At 65.3% G+C, this 21,570-nt stretch carries 21 protein-coding genes; 7 read left to right on the forward strand and 14 right to left on the reverse strand.

What is annotated here, in order from left to right; all coding sequences use genetic code 11:
* Both HY058_21395 and HY058_21400 read right to left on the reverse strand, forming a co-directional pair.
* A partial coding sequence (locus tag HY058_21395) for an alcohol dehydrogenase catalytic domain-containing protein (protein ID MBI3499862.1) occupies positions 1-439 on the reverse strand: 439 nt, incomplete at its 3' end.
* Between the two features lie 211 nt (positions 440-650).
* Positions 651-1,124: a hypothetical protein gene (locus HY058_21400; protein ID MBI3499863.1), complete on the reverse strand. Its 474-nt coding sequence runs from the start codon at positions 1,122-1,124 to the stop codon at positions 651-653.
* A 334-nt stretch (positions 1,125-1,458) separates the two neighbouring features.
* On the opposite strand from HY058_21400, the gene HY058_21405 reads away from it, so the two are divergent.
* The 4 genes from HY058_21405 to HY058_21420 all read left to right on the forward strand — a co-directional run bounded on the left by HY058_21405 (position 1,459) and on the right by HY058_21420 (position 4,464).
* Positions 1,459-2,250, forward strand: a complete 792-nt coding sequence (locus tag HY058_21405) for a transporter substrate-binding domain-containing protein (protein MBI3499864.1) — start codon at positions 1,459-1,461, stop codon at positions 2,248-2,250.
* A 128-nt stretch (positions 2,251-2,378) separates the two neighbouring features.
* A complete protein-coding gene (locus HY058_21410; protein MBI3499865.1) occupies positions 2,379-3,047 on the forward strand; it encodes an amino acid ABC transporter permease in 669 nt (222 codons plus the stop codon).
* 12 nt (positions 3,048-3,059) lie between these two features.
* On the forward strand, positions 3,060-3,710 hold the full coding sequence (locus HY058_21415) for an amino acid ABC transporter permease (GenBank protein ID MBI3499866.1): 651 nt from the start codon (positions 3,060-3,062) through the stop codon (positions 3,708-3,710).
* Entirely contained in the window at positions 3,706-4,464 is a 759-nt protein-coding gene (locus HY058_21420) for an amino acid ABC transporter ATP-binding protein (protein ID MBI3499867.1), read from the forward strand. The genes HY058_21415 and HY058_21420 overlap by 5 nt, the downstream gene beginning before the upstream one ends.
* 461 nt (positions 4,465-4,925) lie before the next feature.
* On the opposite strand, the gene HY058_21425 is transcribed toward HY058_21420, so the two are convergent.
* The 10 genes from HY058_21425 to HY058_21470 all read right to left on the reverse strand — a co-directional run bounded on the left by HY058_21425 (position 4,926) and on the right by HY058_21470 (position 15,523).
* Complete coding sequence (locus HY058_21425; GenBank protein MBI3499868.1) at positions 4,926-5,609, reverse strand: ABC transporter ATP-binding protein; 684 nt, start codon at positions 5,607-5,609, stop codon at positions 4,926-4,928.
* A complete protein-coding gene (locus HY058_21430; GenBank protein MBI3499869.1) occupies positions 5,602-6,849 on the reverse strand; it encodes a lipoprotein-releasing ABC transporter permease subunit in 1,248 nt (415 codons plus the stop codon). The genes HY058_21425 and HY058_21430 overlap by 8 nt, the downstream gene beginning before the upstream one ends.
* Before the next feature lie 157 nt (positions 6,850-7,006).
* A complete protein-coding gene (locus HY058_21435; GenBank protein MBI3499870.1) occupies positions 7,007-8,254 on the reverse strand; it encodes a lipoprotein-releasing ABC transporter permease subunit in 1,248 nt (415 codons plus the stop codon).
* 162 nt (positions 8,255-8,416) lie between these two features.
* Complete coding sequence (locus HY058_21440) at positions 8,417-9,733, reverse strand: proline--tRNA ligase (GenBank protein MBI3499871.1); 1,317 nt, start codon at positions 9,731-9,733, stop codon at positions 8,417-8,419.
* 86 nt (positions 9,734-9,819) lie between these two features.
* The gene (gene corA / locus HY058_21445) at positions 9,820-10,887 is read right to left on the reverse strand and encodes a magnesium/cobalt transporter CorA (GenBank protein ID MBI3499872.1); all 1,068 of its coding nucleotides are present in this window, start codon (positions 10,885-10,887) and stop codon (positions 9,820-9,822) included.
* A 111-nt stretch (positions 10,888-10,998) separates the two neighbouring features.
* Positions 10,999-11,475: a winged helix DNA-binding protein gene (locus tag HY058_21450; protein ID MBI3499873.1), complete on the reverse strand. Its 477-nt coding sequence runs from the start codon at positions 11,473-11,475 to the stop codon at positions 10,999-11,001.
* Positions 11,476-11,571: 96 nt separating this feature from the next.
* Positions 11,572-12,459, reverse strand: a complete 888-nt coding sequence (gene mmsB, locus HY058_21455; GenBank protein ID MBI3499874.1) for a 3-hydroxyisobutyrate dehydrogenase — start codon at positions 12,457-12,459, stop codon at positions 11,572-11,574.
* Between the two features lie 24 nt (positions 12,460-12,483).
* Positions 12,484-13,290, reverse strand: coding sequence for an alpha/beta hydrolase (locus HY058_21460; protein ID MBI3499875.1), 807 nt, complete (start codon positions 13,288-13,290; stop codon positions 12,484-12,486).
* A 20-nt stretch (positions 13,291-13,310) separates the two neighbouring features.
* A complete protein-coding gene (locus HY058_21465) occupies positions 13,311-14,387 on the reverse strand; it encodes an enoyl-CoA hydratase/isomerase family protein (protein MBI3499876.1) in 1,077 nt (358 codons plus the stop codon).
* Entirely contained in the window at positions 14,384-15,523 is a 1,140-nt protein-coding gene (locus HY058_21470) for an acyl-CoA dehydrogenase family protein (GenBank protein ID MBI3499877.1), read from the reverse strand. Before HY058_21470 ends, HY058_21465 begins: the two co-directional genes overlap by 4 nt.
* 238 nt (positions 15,524-15,761) lie before the next feature.
* Between HY058_21470 and hemB the strand changes: the two genes are divergently transcribed.
* Positions 15,762-16,823 (forward strand): porphobilinogen synthase, encoded by a 1,062-nt coding sequence (gene hemB, locus HY058_21475; protein ID MBI3499878.1) that lies wholly within the window; start codon positions 15,762-15,764, stop codon positions 16,821-16,823.
* Between the two features lie 3 nt (positions 16,824-16,826).
* Here hemB and HY058_21480 read toward each other — a convergent pair whose 3' ends face one another.
* Entirely contained in the window at positions 16,827-17,840 is a 1,014-nt protein-coding gene (locus tag HY058_21480; GenBank protein ID MBI3499879.1) for an alpha/beta fold hydrolase, read from the reverse strand.
* A complete protein-coding gene (locus HY058_21485) occupies positions 17,837-18,709 on the reverse strand; it encodes an alpha/beta hydrolase (GenBank protein MBI3499880.1) in 873 nt (290 codons plus the stop codon). The genes HY058_21480 and HY058_21485 overlap by 4 nt, the downstream gene beginning before the upstream one ends.
* Before the next feature lie 150 nt (positions 18,710-18,859).
* Here HY058_21485 and HY058_21490 point away from each other — a divergent pair, with 150 nt between their 5' ends.
* Both HY058_21490 and HY058_21495 read left to right on the forward strand, forming a co-directional pair.
* Entirely contained in the window at positions 18,860-20,032 is a 1,173-nt protein-coding gene (locus HY058_21490; protein ID MBI3499881.1) for a CoA transferase, read from the forward strand.
* 14 nt (positions 20,033-20,046) lie between these two features.
* Entirely contained in the window at positions 20,047-21,543 is a 1,497-nt protein-coding gene (locus HY058_21495; GenBank protein MBI3499882.1) for an aldehyde dehydrogenase family protein, read from the forward strand.
* The last annotated feature ends 27 nt before the right edge of the window (positions 21,544-21,570 follow it).

Here is a 21,570-nt window from a genome sequence, read left to right on the forward strand (position 1 = left end):
CGGCGTGCACGAGGATGGTCTCGCCCGCCTTCACCCGATGAGTGCGTCGGATGAGATACTGCGCGGTCATGCCTTTCAGCATCATTGCGGCCGCCTGCTGGTCGGAGATGCCGGCGGGGATCTTCACCAGCCGGTCGGCGGCTACGATGTGGCGTTCGGCGTAGGCGCCCATCGCATAGGCGACGACCCGGTCGCCAATCTTGAGCTCCTTCACCTTCGGGCCGATCGCCTCGACGATTCCGGCCCCCTCCTGTCCAATCGCAGCCGGAAGCGGTAACGGATAGAGACCGGAGCGGTAATAAACGTCGATGAAGTTGAGGCCGACGGCGGTGTTTCGGACCAGCACCTGGCCAGGGCCGGACTCGCCGATCTCGATCTCCTCCCAGCGCATAACCCCGGGGCCGCCGGTCTCGTGGATGCGGATCGCATGGGTCTTCATGGCTACCTCGTGAGGTGGGACTTGAAGAGAAACTCGGTGCGGCATGGGCTTGAGTGGACACCTCTTCGAGCTAGCGTTCGTGCTGCTGGGCGTATCGGGACAAACATTAGACAGAAGATCCTGAGCATCGGCGTGGCTGACCTTGGGGCATTTGCCAGGCGACGAGCAACGGCGCAATAAGTCTGGCCGGTCGGGGAATCCGTCAGCATCATCAGTCGATCCGCTCCAGCTCTTTTTCGATCGGGCGCACGAAATTACCGCTCATCTGCGCCTGCCGCAGCTTGAGAACCGGTCGATCGGAGACCTGAGTGACCTGCGCCTCGAACTCCTGCTCGCGGATCTTAAGGCGCACGAGAAACGGCCCGCGCTGCTCGACCGCCCATTTGGCCTTGCTGGTCTGCGCAACCTTGCCTGCTTGGCAGCGCTCGATGGTGACGTCGTGATCGGCGAGAGCGAAGCGATAGCTTTCGCCATCGAGACAAGGCCCGGCTCCGGCAGCGGCTGTGCCCTTAGGCGCCCAGAGATGCTGGGTTCCGCCGGTCAGGGTCTGCTCGAGCTGCTTCGCCTTGTCGGCCTCCGCCGGCTGCGCCCAGGCCGGGCCCGCCAGGATGATGGCCACTCCCAGCAGGGCCGCGAGGCTGAGGCTCGATCGACACGCACGGCGCCTTGCTCGCCAATCCCGCATGGACGCACCTCGTTCCTGGATCGAAAGCATGACCGATGATCGTGCCGTCTTGAGATTCAAAGTGCAATGGCGAGGCTCGTTCCGACGATTCGGCCGGGTCTCGCGGACCCGGGCATCGGCTCCCGCGATTTGACAAGCTCGGCGCGTGCGGGGCAACCTTGAGGCCGCAAGGCCATAATCAAGCGGCGAACAAACATAGATCAAAGGATTCCAGGAGGCGCGACATCAAGGCCGTGCGATGCCACCCTCGGGTATCAACAGTGCAGGGGGCATCAGGAAGTCCGGCTTCACCGATAAGGAGGCTGTCATGGAGACCCGATCGAAGATGTCATGGTTGACGACTGGTTTTGCCACCTTCATTGCGGCCGTGGGATTGGTGTTTGCCTCGCTGCCGGCTGAAGCGCAGCAGCCCAGCATCATGTCAGAGATCGTCAAGCGCGGCGCGATCCGCATCGCCACGATCGCCGGCAATCCGCCCTATAGCGCGCTCGGCGCCAATGGCCAGCCGGAGGGTTACGACGTCGAAATTGGCAAGATGCTGGCCGCCAGCCTCAAGGTTAAACCGGAGTTCATCATCGTCGACGTTCCGGGCCGCATCGCGGCACTGCAGACTCGCCGCGCCGACGTCACCGTCGCCAATTTTACCAACACGGTCGAGCGTTCGACCACCATCGCCTTCACCAACCCCTATATGGTGGTCGGCAGCGTTTTCATGGTGCTCAAGGACTCGCCGATCCAGACCGTCGACCAGCTGAACGACCCAAAATACAAGGTTGCCTTCGCGCGCGGCGGCACCGCCGAGCAGATCTCCGCCGCTGCCACGCCGAATGCGTCCAAGCTGCGCTTCGATACGGTCGGTGACGCGTTCCTCGCCATGGGATCGAAGCAGGCGGACTCGCATCTGCAGGACAGCTTCCAGAACGTCGCCTATATGGAAAAAGAGCCCGGGAAGCACCGCACGCTGCCCGGTAATTTCTCCTATGAGGAGATCGCGATCGGCCTGCCCGCCGGCGATTTTGACTGGTGGCGGATCGTCGACACCTGGGTCAGGCAATTCAACGGCTCGGGCGAGAATAATCGGCTGTTCCGGCAGTTCTTCGGCTTCGATCTGCCGCCGTTCAAATAGCAGCGGCGTTCACCCGCGAGACGGCCGGGGCCTCCGATAGTCCTCGGCCGACGATGCTGGCCGGTGCCTCGCGATCGAAGGCACCGACGCTGGAGCGTTGCGGCTGAGAGGATTGGAAGCCGACGAGCATGTATCAATTCAGCCTCCGGGCAATCTCCACTTATTTCGAGCCTCTACCCTATGCCATCGCGATGACGCTGTGGCTCAGCCTGCAGACGATCGTGCTCAGTACCATCGTCGGCATCGTCGGCGCGCTCTGCCGGAGGAGCGACAGCCTGCTGCTGCGCTTCCTCGGCGGCGCCTATGTGGAGGTGCTGCGCAACATTCCGCTCCTGGTGGTGATCTATCTGGTGTTCTTCGGCCTGGCGCAGATCGGCATCCGGGTTGACAACTTCAACTCGGCTCTGATTGCACTCACGCTCAACGCCGGCGCCTATATGACCGAAATCTTCCGCGGCGGCCTGATCGCCATCCCGCGCGGCCAATATCTGGCGGCGCTGTCGCAGGGCATGACCAAGCTCCAACTCTATCGCTATGTGGTGCTGCCGCAGGTGGTGCGCGTCATCTACGCGCCGCTCGGAAATTTGTTCATCGGCATCATTATCGGCTCGTCGCTCTCGGCCGTTATCGGCGTCGAAGAGCTCGCCAACTGGATGTTCTACGTCGGCAACGAGTCGTTCCGCTACATGGAGTCGTTCCTGATCGCCGGGCTCGTCTATGTCGGCCTCGCCCAATCGGTCAATATCGGCCGCATCGTCACCGGCCGCGCCCTGATGCGCGCGCCAGGCGCGCGGTGAGCGGCCGCCCCGATGAACCCGCACGTCGCCCAATACTGGCTGGTGTTCCTCAAGGGCGCCGGCATCACCCTCTGGATCAGTTGGTTGGCGCTCATCTTGGGCGGGCTCATCGGCGCCGTCATCGGCCTCGCCCGCACCTCGCGCTGGCGCGTCCTGGAGGCGGCGGCGCTGGTCTATACCGAGGTGTTCCGCTCGATCCCGCCACTCATCCTGTTCTTCGGCTGCTTTTACGGCGTCTCCTACGCCATCAATCTCGATCTTTCGCCCTTCGGCGCGGCCACCATCGCCTTGACCGCGGTGGCCAGTGCCTTCATGTCGGAGGTGGTGCGGGCCGGGATCGAGAGCGTCGGGCGTGGCCAATGGGAGGCGGCACAATCCTCGGGCATGCGCTACTGGCAGATCCAGCGGTACGTGGTCTGGCCACAGGCGATCCGCGTGATGCTGCCGCCGTCGGTCGGCGTGTACATCTCGACCCTCAAGGATTCCTCGCTCGCCTCGGTCATCGGCTATCTCGAGCTCACCAAGTCCGGCATGCTCATTCGCGAGACGACCGGAGTCAGCTTCGATGTGTTCCTGATCGTGGCGACGCTGTATTTCGTCATCAACTACTCGATCTCCCTCGGCGGCGCGGCGCTGGAAAGGAGATTCTGGTTTGTCCATTGAAACCCGAGGAAAGCCGGGCGCGCCGGTTCTCAAGATCGAGGGACTGGTCAAGCGCTTCGGCCAGCGCACGATCATCGGCGGCGTCGACCTCGAGGTCGACGCCGGACAGGTCGTGGTGATCATAGGGCCCAGCGGCACCGGCAAGTCGACCTTGCTGCGCTGCGTAAACGGGCTCGAGGACATCCATGGCGGTACGATCCTGTTCGAGGGCGAGCCGGTGCGTGCCCGCTCTAAGGAGATCGTCAAGGTCCGCCGGCGGATCGGCATGATCTTCCAGAGCTTCAATCTCTATCCGCACCTGACCGCGCTCGAGAACGTGATGCTGGCGCCGGTGAAGGTGCTGGGCGAGAAGAAGGCGGAGGTGGAAGCGAGGGCGCGGGAGCTGTTTCGCAAGGTCCGGCTCGAGCACCGGGCGCTCGCCTACCCGGCGCAGCTGTCGGGCGGCGAGCAGCAACGGGTGGCGATCGCCCGGGCCTTGGCGATGAACCCGCATCTCCTCATGTTCGACGAGCCGACCTCGGCCTTGGACCCGGAGACCGTGGGTGACGTGCTCCTGGTCATGGAGGAGATCGCGCAGGAAGGCCGCACCATGCTGGTGGTGACCCATGAGATCGGCTTCGCCCGCCATGTGGGATCCCGCATGATTTTCATGGATGGCGGCAAGATCGTCGAGGACCGCACGCCCGGGGACATGCTGGCCACACCGCGGAACGAGCGCACCAAGCAATTCCTTGGCTCGATCCTGCATCAGTAGATGAGAACGTGCCAGACCTCCATGTAGCGTAGCGATTGTGTAGCACTCCCACTGACGTTAGCGCGCGGTCTCTGGGCTGGCGGGGTATGGCATCAGCCTGTAATTGCCGCGAGCCTCACAGAGGAACCCAAGTTCTATGCGCTGCCGCAGCCAAAGCTACCTGACTAACCCGGTGAGAGGCCGCCCATCACGATATACAAGGCTCCTGAGCAGGCGACCTGAGCCATTGCTCGATCCACTAGGACTGCTTCGGGTCAATCACGTCGATTCACCGACATCACGGATATGTCCGCCTGACTCCCAAAAGCGGACGAAAGAACACGCCGCCTTCGCTTCATCTTGATGCGTGTCGATCAGCCGAATAGTGTCCGCAACTGCGCCAGATTTCAAATTGAGACACGACCCAAGGAGCCCATGCTGAGCATGGGCGCGAGCGAACTCCAGACGAAAGGCCGCTCGGACTACGCCGCCTCCACCAGAACACCGTCCCTGAGCGCCACGATCCGGTCCAGCTTCCCCGCCAGCTCCAGATTGTGAGTGGCGATGAGGGCGGCCAAACCGGTCGCGCGCACGATCCGTCTCAGCTGCTCGAACACGTCGGCGGCGGTGCCGGGGTCGAGATTGCCGGTGGGCTCGTCGGCGAGCAAGAGCCGCGGCACATTGGCGACGGCGCGAACGATGGCGACCCGCTGCTGCTCGCCGCCGGAGAGCCGGGCCGGGCGATGGCTCGCCCGCTCGGAGAGCCCCACCATTGCTAGGAGCTGCTCCGCGCGCGCCTTTGCTTCGCTGCGACGGAGACCGGCGATGAGCTGCGGCATCATCACGTTCTCTAGCGCGGAGAATTCCGGCAGCAGGTGATGGAACTGGTAGACGAAGCCGATCGTCTCGCGCCGAAGCCGCGTGCGCTCGTCGTCGCCCATTGCCTGGGCCTCCTTGCCGGCGACGCGGATGCTGCCGGCATCGGGACGCTCCAGAAGCCCGGCGATATGAAGCAGGGTCGACTTGCCGGCACCGCTCGGGCCGACGAGGCCCACCATCTGGCCGGGACCCAGCGCCAGATCGATGCCGCGCAGCACCTCCAGCGCGCGCCCTCCTTGGCGAAAGCTCCTGGCGATCCCCGCCAGCACCAAGACCGGATCACTCATAGCGAAGCGCCTCGACCGGATCCATCCGGGCCGCGCGCCAGGAAGGATAGAGGGTCGCCAGAAAGGACAGAATTAGCCCCATCGCCACCACCTGGGAGACCTCGCTCCAATCGAGGATCGCCGGCAGATGCGACAGGTTGTAGATCACCGGCGAGAACAGCTCGGCACCGGTCAGGCCTTGCAGCAGCTGCCGGATGCTCTCGATGTTGCGCGCAAAGGCGATGCCGAGAAGGAGCCCGGCAAAGGTGCCGATGGTCCCGACCGCCGCACCGCTCATGATGAAGACCCTCTGCACGCTGCCGCTGGTCGCCCCCATGGTGCGAAGGATGGCAATGTCGTGGCCCTTGTCCTTCACCAGCATGATCATGCTGGAGATGATGTTGAAGGCGGCGACCAGGACGATGAGCGTCAAGATGAGGAACATGACGTTGCGCTGCACCTGGACGGCGTTGAAGAGACCGGAATACGCCTGCTGCCAATCGTAGAGCCGCTTGTCGCCGCCTGCCGCCGAGGCGAGCAGCGGTCGCATCGCCGGTACCAGATCGGCGTTCTCCAAGGTGACCTCGATCCCGGTCGCCGCGTCGGGCACGCGGAAGAAAATCTGTGCCGCACCGAGGGGCATGAATACGAAGATCGAGTCATACTCGTACATGCCGACGTCGAAGATGGCGGCAACCGTATAGGAGCGGGTCCTGGGCATGCTGCCGATCGCCGTCGTCTGAAACTGCGGCGACACCAGAGCGATCTCATCGCCGACGGCGACATGCAGCTTTTCTGCGAGCCGCGCTCCGATGCTGACGCCGTCCTCGTCCAGGCTCTCGAGCTTGCCCGAGCGAATGCTGGTGCCGAGGAAGTCGCTGCGCGCCAGATCCCCCACCCGCATGCCGCGCACGAGCGCGCCCGCGGCGATGCCGTTGGCCGTCGCCATCGCCTGGCCTTCGACCATGGGAATGGCGCGCACCACGCCCCTGAGCTCGCCGAGGCGCTTGGAGACCTGATCGAAGTCGCCAATGGGTGCCGCTGCGCCGTAGATCGTCACATGGCCGTTCAAGCCGAGGATCCGGCCGAGAAGCTCCTGGCGGAAGCCGTTCATGACGCTGGTGACGACGATCAAGGTCGCTACCCCCAAGGCGATGCCGAGCAGAGAGAACCCGGCGATGACCGAGATGAACCCCTCCTGGCGCCGCGCCCGGAGATAACGGAGCGCCAGCATCCGCTCGAAGGTGCCGAAGGCAGACATGGGAGCTCAGCGATCCTTCCTAGTACCGGATCGCATTGAAACGCGAGGCGTGCCGACACGCGTTTCAATGCGATCCGGTACTATTTCCATGTCGATCTGTACCGACTTTCTATGAAAGTCGGTACTAGGCCGGAATGCCGGCGCGCGTCGGACACGCTCACTCATAGCGCAGCGCCTCGATGGGATCGAGCCGGGCCGCGCGCCAGGAGGGATAGACGGTGGCGAGGAAGGAGAGCGCCAGGCCCATCGCCACCACGGAGGCGACCTCGCCCCAGTCGAGGATCGAAGGCAGGTGGGTCAGGAAATAGATCTCCCCCGACAACAGCTCGCCGCCGGCAAGGGCCTGCAGCAGATGACCGAGGCTCTCGATGTTGCGCGCAAAAGCGACGCCGATGAGGAATCCGGCGGTGGTGCCGATGACCCCGACCGAGGCACCGCTCATGAGGAAGACCCTGAGCACGGCACCGCTGGTCGCCCCCATGGTGCGGAGGATGGCGATGTCGTGGCCCTTGTCCTTCACCAGCATGATCATGCTGGAAACGATGTTGAAGGTGGCGACCAGGATGATGAGCGTCAGGATGAAAAACATCACGTCGCGCTCGATCTGGAGGGCATTGAAGCGGCTGGCATTGGTCTGCTGCCAGTCGGCAATGCGGCTGCCGGGCCCGGCGGCCGAGGCGATGAGCGGGCGAAGCCGGGAAACCAGATCGGGGTTCTCCAGCATGACCTCGATCGCGGTTGCGGCGCCGGCCAGGCGGAAGTAGCCCTGCGCCGCCTCCAGCGGCATGAAGATGGTGCCGGAATCGTACTCGTACATGCCGGCATAGAAGGTCGCGGCGACGGTGAAGCCCCGCGTCCGGGGCAGGCCGCTCGGCTGGCTTCCTTGGAATTGCGGCAACACCAGCGTCACCTTGTCGCCGAGGCCAAGCCTGAGCGACTGCGCGAGCCTGACGCCGATGGCGACCCCGTCGTCGCCCATGGACTCGAGCGCGCCGGCGCGGATGGCGATGCCCGAGAGGCTGCCGCGCGCCAAATCCTCCACCCGGATGCCGCGCACCCGGGCACCCGATGCGATGCCGTTGGCGGTCACCATCGCCTCCCCTTCGATGATGGGGGTGGCGCTCACCACGCCCTGGAGCCCGCGCAGGCGTTCGGCCACCTGGTCGAAGTCGGTGATCGGCCCGGCCGCCCCCGCGACGCTCACATGCCCGCTCAATCCCAGAATGCGGCCGAGCAGCTCTTGGCGAAAGCCGTTCATGACGCTCATGACGATGATCAAGGTCGCCACCCCCAAAGCGATGCCGATGAGCGAGAAGCCGGCGATGACCGAAATGAAGCCCTCCTGGCGACGGGCGCGGAGGTATCGGAACGCCAGCATCCGCTCGAAGGTGCCGAAGGCGGCCATGGCTAGGTATGGTCTCGACCGCTGACGAGGCCCCCACCCCAACCCTCCCCCACACTACGTGCGGGGGAGGGGGCAGGAAGCGCGGTCTGCGCTCCCTCCCCCGCCGAAGGTGGGGGAGGGTTGGGGTGGGGGCCCATCGCCGGCGCTTGCAAGTGACGCGCCCTAGCCCACCAGCCGGTTCAGCGCCGCGTCCGGGGATAGCTCGGTCTTGGCCCCGGTGCGGCGCTCCTTCAGCTCCACGGTGCCCGACGCCACACCCCGGGGGCCGACCAAGAGCTGCCACGGCAGGCCGATCAGATCGAGCTCGGCCAGCTTCGGGCCGGCCCGCTCGTCGCGGTCGTCGTAGAGCGCGCTCACTCCGGCCGCTTGCAGCTTCTCATAGAGATCGCTCGCAACACCGTCGACGGCGGCATCGCCGACCTTGAGATTGACCAGGCCCACCCGGAAGGGTGCCACCGCATCGGGCCAGATGATGCCGGCATCGTCATGGCTCGCCTCGACGATGGCACCCACCAGGCGCGACACGCCGATGCCGTAGGAGCCCATATGCACGGCCACGCTCTCGCCCTTGGGTCCGCTTACGCTGGCCCCGAGCGGCTCGGAGTATTTGGTGCCGAAATAGAAGATGTGGCCGACCTCGATGCCGCGCGCCTCGACGCGCTTGTCCGCCGGAATCGCCGCAAACGTCTTCTGATCGTGCTTCTCGTCGGTCGCGGCATAGAGGTTGGTCCAGCCATCGACGATCGGCTGCAAGTCGGAGCCATAGTCGATCGTCCGGCCGAGCACGTCGAACTCGACGAGGTCGCGGTGGCAATAGACCTGGCTCTCGCCGGTCTCCGCCAGGATGATGAACTCGTGGCTCATGTCGCCGCCGATCGGGCCGCTATCGGCCGCCATCGGAATGGCTTTGAGGCCCATGCGCTGGAAGGTCTTGAGATAGGCCACGAACATCTTGTTGTAGGAGCGCTTGGCGCCCTCGAAGTCGAGATCGAAGGAATAGGCATCCTTCATCAGGAACTCGCGGCCGCGCATCACGCCGAAGCGCGGCCTCACCTCGTCGCGGAACTTCCATTGAATGTGATAGAGGTTTCTCGGCAGGTCGCGATAGCTCTTGGCTGACGTCCGAAATATGTCGGTGATCAGCTCCTCGTTGGTGGGACCATAGAGCATGTCGCGGTCGTGACGATCGCGGATGCGCAGCATCTCCTTGCCGTAATCGTCATAGCGCCCGCTCTCCCGCCAGAGATCGGCCGACTGGATCGTCGGCATCAACAGCTCTTGGGCGCCCGCGGCGTCCTGCTCCTCGCGCACGATCTGCTCGATGCGCTTCAAGACCTTGAAGCCGAGGGGCAGCCAGGAATAGATGCCGGCGCTCGCCTGGCGGACCAAGCCGGCGCGCAGCATCAGGCGATGCGAGACGATCTGCGCCTCGGCCGGCGTTTCTTTGAGCGTGGGCAGGAAATAGGCCGATCGACGCATGGAATCCTCTGGACTTGGGGCGTGAGCGGCGCCGAGCGCCGGACTTTAGGTAATGCGCGGCCGGCTGTCCATCGAGGCCATGCCGCTCAGATCCAGCCCCGGCGGCGAAAGACCGTGAGCATGCCGATCGCGAGGCACAGCATGACCCCCAACACCGTGGGATAGCCATAGGGCGAGTCGAGCTCGGGCATGTTCCAGTGGCTCGCCTCGCGATTGAAGTTCATGCCGTAGAGCCCGGTGATGAAGGTGAGCGGGATGAACAACGTCGAAATGATCGTCAGCACCTTCATGGTCTCGTTCAGGCGAAACGATTGGCTGCTGAGATATATATCCAGCATGCTCGCCAGCATCTCCCGGTAGGTCTCCAAGAGATCGATGATCTGCACGGCGTGATCCTGACAATCCCTGAGGAAGGGCAGCGTCGAATCCTCGATGAGCGGCGTGTCCTCGCGCATGAGATGGCCGATCGCATCGCGTTCGGGCCAGAGCGCGCGCCGCAGCACCAGGAGGTCGCGCTTGGCCTTGTGCAGTTTGCGCATCGTCTTCGGCGTGGGCGTTTCGAGCATCTCCTGCTCCAGCGCCTGGATGCGAGCACCGAGCTGTTCCAGCATTGGAAACTTGTAGTCGATGAGCACGTCGATCAGCGCGTAGTAGAGATAATCGACGCCGCGCTGCCGGAGGCGCGCCGGCGTACGCAGCCGCCGCCGGATCGGCTCGAACAGCGCCTCGTCGCAAGGATCGAAGCTGACCACCGTGCGCTCGAGGAGAAAGAGGCTCGCTTGGCGCACCCGCACGCGGCCATCGTCGATGATCGGATGGGTGAACACGGCGAAGACCTGGTTGTCGTAGATGTCGACCTTCGGCCGCTGCGATTCGTTGAGCACGTCCTCGAGCGCCAGCGCATGCAGGCCGAGCGCATTGCCGATCTGGCGCACCGTCTCGGCATCCGGCGAGCCGGCGACGTGGATCCAGGTGTTGCGCGCGTCGTCGCGGGATTGCACGCAGGTCTCGATCGAGGTGGTGGTGAACTCCTCGACGCCGGCGGGCCCGTAGAGGGTCACCATGATTCGTGCGTTGCCCACGACCCCAGGCTCCGAGACGAGCGTGCCTGGAGCGCTGCCGGGCGGCGCATAGCGCGGCATGAATTCATCCATGAGGACACCTCCGGTAAGACGTAAGTCCGACCGGAGACTAACAGAGCCCCGATGACGCGGTTATGGCCGTGCGGCCAGGGCTAGGAGCCCGTCTATTTCTCAGACAGGCTCCTAGGCGGCGGTGACCCTGGGAGCGCGCGCGCCGTAGTCGAGCAGGCTCGACCAGAAACGCTCGAGCTCGCGGTAGTGCCCGCTCGAGCTCTTGAGCTGATCGGGCGTCAAGATGCCCTTGGCCAGGGTGGTCGCGTGCTGGTCGAACATGGTCGCGACCCGCTTGCACAGCTCCAACCCTTTGGTCGACAGCCGGATGCGGATGGAGCGGCGATCATGGGCAGAGCGTTCCTGCTCCAGATAGCCGTTTTCCACCATTTTGCGCACGTTGTAGGAGACGTTGGAGCCGAGGTAGTAGCCGCGATTGGTCAATTCGCCAACCGTCAGCTCATCCTCGCTGATGTTGAAAAGAATTAACGCCTGGACATTGTTGATGTCTTCAATGCCCAGCCGATCGAGCTCGGTCTTTACCACCTCCAGGAACTGTCGGTGGAGCCGTTCAATCAGTTTGATAGCTTCGAGATAGGCAATTCGCACGGCGACCTCGCAAGCAGCCAGGGCCTCTCAAGCCCCACTCCGTCTGCATGACAACTCCATAATAGTCAATGATTTCCGTCTTGACCATCCCGGTTCTTAGGCGCCGTCCAGCATGGTCATGATCGCTGAAAAATCGAGCGGGCCCTGGCCTCTGTTGCAAAAGAGCGTGTAGAGCTGGGCCGCTTCGGCGCCGAGCGGGGTCGCCGCCCCGGTCGCCTGGGCCGCTTCCTGGGCCAAGCGTAAATCCTTCAGCATCATCTGGGCGGCAAAGCCGGCCTTATAGGCGCGGTTGGCAGGGGATGCGGGCACCGGCCCCGGGACCGGGCAGTAGGTGGTCATCGACCAGCATTGGCCGGAGGATTTCGAGCTGATGTCGAAGAGCGTCTGGGCATCGAGGCCGAGCCGTTTGGCGAGCCCGAAGCCCTCCGCGACGGCAATCATCGATATCCCGAGAATCATGTTGTTACAGATCTTTGCCGCCTGTCCGTTGCCGGGGCCGCCGGCGTGGACGATGGTCTTGCCCATGGCCTCCAAGAGCGGTTTGGCGCGCGCAAAGGCCTCGGCCTCGCCACCCACCATGAAGGTAAGGGTGCCGGCCTCGGCACCGCCGACGCCGCCGGAAACCGGCGCATCCAGCATGGCGAGGCCCTTGGCCCGGGCCGCCGCCGCCACGCTGCGGGCGCTGTCGACATCGATGGTGGAAGAATCGATGAGAAGCGCGCCCGCACGGACCTTGGCAAGGATGCCGTCGGCGGCGCAGTAGACCTGCCTCACCTGAGGGCCCGCCGGCAGCATGGTTATGATGATCTCGGCCGATTCGGCGGCTGCGGCAATGCTGGCGGCGGGCTTGGCGCCGGCGGCGGCGAGCGCCTCCACCGTGGCCGTCTGCAGATCGAAGACGCTGAGCCGGTGGCCGGCCTTCAACAAATTGCGCGCCATCGGCGTGCCCATATTGCCGAGGCCGATGAAGCCGATCTCAGCCATGCGCTCCTCCCGTTCCTAGCCGAATTAGCCGCCTTGGCGTCCGTTTGCCTTGATCCACCGGCCGATGTCTTCGATGACCCGCTGCTCGATCCCGAGAAACCCGTGCCGGGAGAACGGCTCGCAGGGATCGCCGCGAGGCGGCGCTCCGCCCTCGAAGAGGAGCGTGTCCACCTTCGGCGCGTTGACGAGAGCCGCGGCAAGCTTGGGCACCATGCGGGCTGGCGTGGCGATGCACCCGTCCTCGCGGTGATGGACGATCAGCACCGGAAGGCGAATCGAGTCGAGGTCCTGCAGGAAGACATCGTCGCGGCCTCGGCCGGTATCGAGCATCGTCGAGGTGAGCACGATGCCGTCAGGCCCCCCCGTCTGCAACCGGGATGCGACATTGACGACGCTCAAGGTGCCGCGGCTGGTGCCGACGAGCCAGAGCGGCCGGTCGGTGCGGCCGCGAACGAGCCGAATCACCGCCGCGATATCGTTTGCATGAGCCGCCGCGAAGCGAAAGGCACCGAGCCCCTGCCAATTGTGCCAATCGGAGGGCGCGTCGACAACGGCGGTCAAGAATCCCTGCTCAAGCCACGATTGTCGCGTGCGGACGAGGAAGTTCCCCTGGCCCTGGCTGATTGTTCCCTCCTCGCCGATGGCGACGACGCCGCCGCCGCCGGAGAACAGGATGACCGCTCCGGCAGGCGTCTCCGGTGCATCGATAAGAACCCGGAGCGTGACCCCCGGGCGCGGCTCGAGGTCGACGATCGAGCGGCCGGCTTCGGCGATGGCCGGGTCCTGGGCGATGAGGAGGCCCAGCATTGCCGCAACGAGAACCCTAGCCATCAGCATCGAGCGCTCCCGCGTCAATCGAACCGTAGATCGGCTGCGCCGAGGGGCGCGAAATACGCCTCGATGTCGGCCGCCCGGACCTCCTCGAGGTGCTGCGGCCGCCACACCGGCTTTAGATCCTTGTCGACCAGCAAGGCGCGTATGCCCTCGAAGAAATCATGCCCCGCCATGCAGCGTTGGACCATGCGGAATTCCATGATGAGCGCCGCCTCGATCGACAGCGTCTTGCCGCGGCGGAGCTGCTCGAGGGTGAGCTTGAGGCTGGTCGGAGACTTGCCGGCGAGTGTCGCCAGCGTCGCATTCGCCCATTCCGTCTTGAGTCCGGCCAGCTCCGCGAGAATGGCCTCGACCGAGTCCCCGGCAAAGGCGCGGTCGATGGCGCTCTCGTGCTGGCGGAGGGCGGCCTCGCCGGGGCTGCCGGCGAAGCGCCGAACGGTGGTGCTGGCGGTCTCGCTTGGATCCCGGCTCCAATCGGCTTCCCCGAGCGCCCGCTTGAGCTCGGCCAAGCGCCCGCTTTCGACAAAGTCCGTGGCGATGCCCGCATAGAGCACATCGGCCCCCCGCAGCCTGGCACCGGTCAGCGCCAGATAGAGCCCGAGCCGACCCGGGCAGCGGTTGAGGAACCAGGTGGCACCGATATCGGGAAAGAGCCCGATTCCGGTCTCCGGCATCGCCGAGAGGGTGCGCTCGGTGGCGACGCGGATGCCGCCATGCACGGAGAGACCCATGCCGCCGCCCATGGTGATGCCGTCGATGAGCGCGATGTAGGGCTTCGGAAAGCGGTGGATGGCGCGGTTCAGCCGATACTCATCGACGAAAAAAGCGCGATGGAGGTCGCTCGGCGCCGCTTTGACCGAGTCATAGACGGCGCGCACATCGCCGCCGGCGCAGAATGCGCGCTCGCCCTCGCCCTGGATCACCACCGCGTGCACCGCCGGGTCGCTCGCCCATCGGGAGAGCCGCGAAGCAATGGCCTGGATCATCTCGAGCGTGAGCGCGTTCAGAGCCTTCGGCCGGTTGAGCGTGACGAAGGCAATGCCGCGCTCGACCTGGAAGCCGATGTCCGCGGTCTGGGGATGGGCCTCGTTCATAAGTCGAGCAGGCGGCGCGCAATGATGACGCGCATGATTTCGTTGGTTCCTTCCAGGATCTGGTGCACGCGCACGTCGCGCAGATAGCGCTCGATCGGATAATCCTTGATGTAGCCGTAGCCGCCATGCAGCTGGAGCGCAGCGTTGCACACCTCGAAGCCGGCGTCGGTCGCAAATCGCTTGGCCATGGCGCAATAGAGCGTGGCTTCGGGGTCGCCGGCATCGAGCCTGGAGGCGGCGCGATGCACCATGAGGCGGGCGGCTTCCAGCTCGGTTGCCATGTCGGCGAGCTTGAACTGGAGCGCCTGGAATTCCGCGAGCTTCCGGCCGAATTGGCGGCGCTGGCCGAGATGCTCGCGCGCGGCGGCAAGGCAGGCGCGCGCCCCGCCGATGGAACAGGCGGCGATGTTGAGGCGGCCGCCATCGAGCCCCATCATCGCGATCTTGAAGCCGTCGCCCTCCGCGCCCAGGCGGTTGGCGACCGGCACGCGGCAATCTTCGAAGATGACGGCGGCGGTCGGCTGGCTGTTCCAGCCGAGCTTCTTCTCCTTCTTGCCGAAGCTGAGGCCAGGCAAGCCGTTCTCGACGACGAGGCAGGAGATACCCTTCGGGCCCTCGCCCCCGGTCCGCACCATGGCGACGTACACATCCGAGCTGCCGCCGCCGGATATGAACGCCTTGGAGCCATTCAGCACATAGTGCTCGCCCTCGCGCCTGGCGGTGGTCTTGAGCGCGGCCGCATCCGAGCCGGCACCGGGCTCGGTCAAGCAGTAGCTGGCGAAGAGCTGCATGGACGCCAGGCCGGGCGACCAGCGCCGACGCTGCCCGTCGTCGCCGAACCGGTCGATCATCCAGCTTGCCATGTTGTGGATCGACAGATAGGCGGCCGTCGACACGCAGCCCGCCGCCAGCTCCTCGAAGATGAGTGCCGCATCGAGCCTGGACAGGGCCGAGCCGCCCACATCGTCTCTGACATAGATGGCGGCGAAGCCGAGGGACGCCGCCTGGCGGAGCGCTTCCACCGGGAATATCTCTTCTTCGTCCCACCGCTTGGCGTCGGGCGCGAAGCTCGCTGCGGCGAAGCTTCGCGCCGCATCCTGGAAGGCCAGCTGTTCGACGGTGAGCTCGAAATCCATGAACGCACTCTAGTGTCCCGCCCCTGAAATTCGTCAGCGAATTTCAGGGATAAGCGGGCCACTAATCAATTGAGTCTAGTGAGATTCAGATTCCGAAGTTCACGGACGAACTTCAGAATCATCACACTAGCGGCGGAAACCGCGAAATCATCCGGGAGGCTCAAGGGCGTGTCAACGCAAGGCCGCAGCCGCCGACACGCCGTTGTCTTCATTTGGCATGCTGCCTATGATCCCGGCCATGACTGCCATTCCCCGCCGGCCGGTCCAGCGCGTGGGCACCTCGCAGCCGCCTCCAGGCCAGGCGAGCGCCCCCTCCTATCCGACCACACGGCTCCGCCGCCCGCGCATGGCGGAGTGGTCGCGCCGCCTGGTGGCCGAGCATCGCCTTGCGGTCGAGGACCTGATCTGGCCGGTCTTCGTCGAGGAAGGGGTCGGGCGCGAGACCGAAGTCGCCTCGATGCCCGGGGTCAGGCGCTATGCGATCGATCGCCTGGTGCAAGCCGTCGGCCGCGCGGCCGGGCTCGGCGTGCCGGCTATCGCCCTCTTCCCGCATACGGAATCCGCCCTCAAGGATCCCGACGGCAGCTACGCCACCCGGCCCGACAATCTCATGTGCCGGGCGGTGGCCGCGGTCAAGAAGGCACATCCCGAGATCGGCGTCATCTGCGACGTGGCGCTGGATCCCTATACCACCCACGGCCATGACGGGCTGCTGCGCGACGGCAAGATCGTCAACGACCCGACGGTCGAGGTCTTGTGCCGGCAGGCCTTGGTGCTGGCGGAGGCGGGATGCGACGTGATCGCGCCGTCGGACATGATGGATGGCAGGGTCGGCGCCATCCGCCGGGCCCTGGACGGCGCCAATTTCGGCGATGTGATGATCCTCGCTTACGCTGCCAAATACGCCTCGGGCTTCTACGGGCCGTTCCGCGAGGCGGTGGGCTCCTTCGGCAATCTCGGCGGCGCCAGCAAATCGACCTACCAGATGGATCCCGCCAATTCCGAGGAGGCGCTCCGCGAAGTGGCATTCGATCTGGCCGAGGGTGCGGATATGGTCATGGTCAAGCCCGGCATGCCGTATCTCGACATCGTGCGCCGGGTGAAGGACGCCTTCGGCGTGCCGACCTTCGCCTACCAGGTCTCCGGCGAGTACGCGATGATCAAGGCGGCGGCGGGCAATGGCTGGCTCGACGGCGACCGGGTGATGCTGGAGGCCCTCATCGGCTTCAAGCGCGCCGGGGCGGATGGCGTCTTGACCTATGCCGCGGTCGAAATCGCCGAGCGTCTGCGGAAGGGTTAGGCCTTAGGCGGCGTTGGGCGCGTTCGCGGCGATGCCGCGCGCCTCCTGCTCCTCGAAAAACCGGACGACGCAGCGGTCGTGCCAGGATGCCTCATCGCCGACCCCGTGAAAGCCCACATGGCCGCCGCCGGCGCTAAGCAGCGGCGTCAGCCTCGGATTGGCGCTCCAATCGACGCGGGCATAGGCATCGCCTGGAATCCAAGGATCGTTCCCAGCGTGAATGATCAAGGTCGGGACCGTGATCTGGGCGAGGTACGATTGCGCCGAGGAGCGCGCGTAATAGTCCTCGGCATCGCGAAAGCCGTTGCGCGGGGCAACCACCAAGTTGTCGAACTCGTAGAGCGTGCGCGCGCTCGCGATGGTGCGCCGCTCCGCCTCCGTCGGCTCCGCCGCCGGCGCCAGGCTCTCCTCCTTCATCGCGGTCAAGAGCCAGCGCTGATAGACCCGATTGCGCGGACGCCGCAGCTCCACCGAGCAGGCCTGGAGATCGATGGGTGCTGAGACCGAAGCCGCGGCGCGGATGGGAAAGGCCTTGCCGGCCTCGGCCAAGAATTTGAGCAGCATGTTGCCGCCCAAGGAATAGCCGACCAGCACGACGCCGTTGCGGCAGAGCTCCGCCTCGATCTGGCTCAACACCATGAAGAGATCTTCCGAACGGCCCGCATGGTAGTGCCAGCGGCAGAGCGGCCGGCTCGGTCCGGCACCCCTGAGATTGAGTCTCAGCACCGGAAAGCCGTGCTCGAGAAGATGCCCGGCCGAGCGCCTGATGTAGACGCTGTCCTCCCAGCCGGTGAGCCCATGCACCAGCACCGCCAGCGGGCGGCTCGTCTTCTCCAGCGGCCGGTTCAGCATCGCCGCCAGACGATCGCCGGTGCCGTCGGCCAGGTCGACCACCAGGCGCCGGCCGGGATAGCGGCCGACATCGGGCGCCCGGCGCGTCATCCAATTATGCAATGTCTGGAGATCGCCGCCGAACCACGGGAAGCGTTCGCGGAATTGGGGAAAGGCCGTGCTCATGACTCCGGTTTCTGCTCCCGATCCTCCTCGGGTACGAGCCAATCGCGGATGAGGGCGATCTGGTCGGCGCTCATCAGCGCCGGCGCATGGCCGACGCCCGGAATCTCCACGACCGTGGCCCTGGGCCCGCGCCGGGCCATGTCACGGGCGGTCTCGGGCAACAACACGCGACTCCGCTCCCCCCGCAGCACCAGGACGGGACAGGCGATCTCATCCCAGACCGTCCAGAGGTCGATGTCCTTGATCGGCGATTGTCGGAGCTGGTTGCGGATCTCCGGGTCATAGTGCAAGGCGTAGCCGCCCCCCGGCAGGCGCAGCACGCTATGCGTCGTCATTTCGCTCCATAGCGCATCGCTGAGATCGCCGAACTCCGCATGCACCCGCTTCAGATACTCCATGACCTCGGTCAGGGTGCGGAAGTGCGGATCCTCGCCGACATGCTCGGCGATCTCCTGAGAGACGGCTTTCGGCAGAAACGGTCCGATGTCGTTGAGGACCAGCCGGCGGATCATCTCCGGCCGCTCGGCGGCGATCCGCATGCCGATGAGTCCGCCCATCGAGGTGCCGACCCAATCGACCTGCTCCTTGCCCAGATGCTCGATGAGCTCGATCATGTGGGCGATGTAGGTCTCGAGGTTGTAGCCGGATTTGTCGTTGAGCCAGCCGGAGCGGCCACGCCCGACGACATCGGGGCAGATGATGCGGTAGTCGCGCGCGAGCCCCTTGGCGAGCGCGTCGAAGTCCCGCCCCTGCCGGGTCAACCCGTGGACGCAGAACAGCATCGTCGGGTGGAAGCGGGGCCCCCAGTCGAAATAATTGAGCCGCACCGTCTCGCCGGGACCGTGTGTGGCATGGCCACCGTCGCGCATGGTGCCAAGGCTAGTGGCGTCCCGCCGGGCACACAAGCATCTGAACGGGCCGGGAGGGGGCGAAATGCCCGGTTTTCGCCCCATTGCGCTCCACCCGCCTCTCGGGATAGGTAGCCCCCATCCAATTCGCCCAAGACGACGGGAGTCGCCATGCGCCCGACGACCCTCGAGGGTCCGCTCACCGGCATCACGGTCGTGGATCTCTCGCGCATTCTCGCCGGACCCTATTGCACGCTGATGCTGGCCGAGATGGGAGCCCGCGTGATCAAGATCGAGCCGCCCGATCGCGGCGACGACGCGCGGCACTACGGCCCGTTCGTCAACGGCGTCTCCACGTATTTCGCCAGCGTCAACCGCGGCAAGGAGTCGATCGCCCTCGACCTCAAGCAAAAGGCCGACCGCAAGATCCTCGAGGCGCTCTTGGCCACGGCCGACGTGGTGGTGGAGAATTTCCGGCCCGGCACCATGGAAAAGCTGGGCTACGGCTGGGATGAGCTGCACCGGCGCCATCCCAAGCTCATCTATGCGGCAGCCTCCGGTTTCGGCCACACCGGCCCGGAATCGACACGGCCGGCCTATGACATGGTGGTGCAGGGCATGGGCGGCATCATGAGCGTGACCGGCCATCCCGGCGGGCCGCCGACCCGCATCGGCATGTCGATCGGCGATATCGGCGCCGGCCTCTACACCACCATCGGCGTCACTTCCGCGCTCTATCAGCGTAGCCGCACCGGTCAGGGCATCAAGATCGACGTCAGCATGTTCGATTGCCAATTGGCGCTCCTCGAGAATGCGATCATGCGCTACTTCGTCACCGGCAAGCCGCCGGGCCCCTTGGGCGCCCGCCATCCGACGATCACGCCCTTCGAAGTGTTCAAGACCGCCGATGAGCCGATCATCATCGCCGCCGGCAACGACGCGCTCTTCGTCAAGCTCGCCGTCGCCATCGGCCGGCCCGAGCTCGCCCAGGACAAGCGCTACCTCACCAACGACGATCGCAACCGGAACGTGGATGTGCTGCAGGCGGAGCTGGAAGCGGTGCTCACGACCGAGCCCCGGCAGCATTGGACCCAAGCCTTCGATGCCGCGGGCGTGCCTGCCGGGCCCATCAACAACGTCGCCGAAGCGATCGAGCACCCCCAGGCCAAGGCCCGCAACATGCTGGTCGAGGTCGACGACCCGAAGGCCGGACGCATCCGCCTCGTCGGCTTTCCGATCAAGTTCTCCGGCGTCAGCGACCGGCCGGAGCGCGAGCCGGCGCCCGAGCTCGATGGATCGCGCCAAGCGATCCTGGCTGAGCTCGGCGTGCCCGCCAACGACTGAACGAGGACGATCCCATGACCAACCAGCTCTCGCAGAACCTCGATCCGCGCAAGCTCGCGGGCGAGCTGTCCGCCAAGCTCATGATCGATGGCGCGATGGTGCCGGCGATCTCGGGCAAGACCTTCGATGTGATCGACCCCGCCACCAGGACGACGATCGGCAAGGCGGCACTCGGCGAGAAGGCCGACGTCGATGCCGCGGTGGCCTCGGCCAGGAAGGCGCAGCGGGAGTGGTCCAAGCGCGCGGCGCGCGAGCGCGGCAAGCTGGTGGCGGAGTGCGGCCGGGTGCTGTCCTCCCACGTCGAGGAGCTGGGTCGCCTGGTGGCGCTCGAGACCGGCAAGGCGCTCCGCACCGAGAGCCGCGTCGAGGCCTCGGTGCTGGCCGACGTGTTCGTGTTCTTCGGCGGTCTCGGCTCCGAGCTCAAGGGCGAGACCGTTCCGTTCAATCCGAACATGCTGACCATGACCATGCGCGAGCCCATCGGCGTCGTCGGCGCCATCATCCCCTGGAACGTGCCGCTCTTGTTGATGGCGCTCAAGATCGCCCCGGCCTTGGTCGCTGGCAACGCCGTGGTGGTGAAGTCCGCCGAGGAGGCGCCGCTGGCGGCGCTGCGCGTCGCCCAGATCATGAACCAGGTGCTGCCGCCGGGCGCCTTCAACCTCATCTCGGGCTTCGGCCCGGAATGCGGCGCGCCGCTCGTCGCCCATCCCCATATCGGCAAGGTCACCTTCACCGGTTCGGTCGAGACCGGCAAGATCGTCTACAAGACCGCGGCAGATAAGCTGATCCCGGTCACCTTGGAGCTGGGCGGCAAGAGCCCGATGATCGTCATGGGCGACGCCGACATCGACCGCGCGGTGGATGGTGCGGTCATCGGCATGCGCTTCACCCGCCAGGGCCAGAGCTGCACCGCGGCCTCGCGCATCTTCGTGCATGAGAGCGTGCACGATGCCTTCGTCGCCAAGCTGCAAGCCAAGGTCGACGCCATGAAGATGGGCGATCCCCTGGACGAGTCGACGGACATCGGCGCGATCATCTCCCCGCAGCAATACGAGAAGGTGAAGAACTACGTGGCCGTCGGCGAGAAGACACAAGGCGCCAAGGCGACGCGCTGCTCGGCGATGCCGAAGGACGAGAAGCTCAAGGACGGACTGTTCGTGCAGCCCGTGCTCTTCACCGGCATCACCAACGACAGCAAGCTCGCGCGCGAGGAGATCTTCGGGCCCGTCACCTGCATCATACGCTTCAAGAGCTACGAGGAAGCGATCCAGGCCGCCAACGACACCGACTATGGTCTCGCGGCGACGATCTGGACCAAGGATTTGAAGACCGCGCTCGATGCCACGCGCCGGCTCGAGGCCGGCCTGGTTCAGGTCAACCAGAACCTGGTGGTGCAGCCGGGCATGAGCTATGGCGGCACCAAGCAGTCGGGCCTCGGCAAGGAAGCCTCGCTCGAATCCATGCTGGAGCACTTCACCCAGAAAAAGACCGTGATGGTGAATCTGGGGTGAATATTTCCGCCTTTTGATCCCCTCCTC

This window comes from Pseudomonadota bacterium (genome assembly GCA_016195085.1).
Taxonomy (GTDB): domain Bacteria; phylum Pseudomonadota; class Alphaproteobacteria; order SHVZ01; family SHVZ01; genus JACQAG01.